This window comes from Myxococcus sp. AM011, assembly GCF_013372595.1.
In the GTDB taxonomy this organism is placed as follows: Bacteria; Myxococcota; Myxococcia; order Myxococcales; family Myxococcaceae; genus Myxococcus; species Myxococcus eversor.
In genome coordinates, this window is record NZ_JABXEM010000667.1 from 1 (window position 1) to 401 (window position 401).

The 401-nt window shown below is 61.6% G+C and carries 1 protein-coding gene; it reads left to right on the forward strand.

Going from position 1 to position 401, the window contains the following annotated elements; genetic code table 11:
- On the forward strand, positions 1 to 401 hold a 401-nt coding region (locus tag HUW62_RS47935; RefSeq protein WP_176438246.1), incomplete at both ends, for a cbb3-type cytochrome c oxidase subunit I.

Here is a 401-nt window from a genome sequence, read left to right on the forward strand (position 1 = left end):
GGGCACAGTCGCTCGGCATGGTGTTCTCGCTGATTCTGCTGGCGCCGTCGTGGGGCGGCATGATCAACGGGATCATGACCCTCTCGGGTGCCTGGCACAAGCTGCGCACGGATCCGATCCTGAAGTTCCTCGTGGTGGCGCTGTCCTTCTACGGCATGGCGACGTTCGAGGGCTCGATGATGTCCATCAAGACCGTCAACGCGCTGTCGCACTACACCGATTGGACGATTGGCCACGTGCACTCCGGCGCCCTGGGCTGGGTGGCGATGATCACCATCGGCTCGATGTACTACATGATTCCGCGCCTGTTCGGTCAACAGAAGATGTACAGCACGCGCCTGATCGAGGTGCACTTCTGGGTGGCGACCATTGGCGTGGTGCTCTACATCGCCGCCATGTGG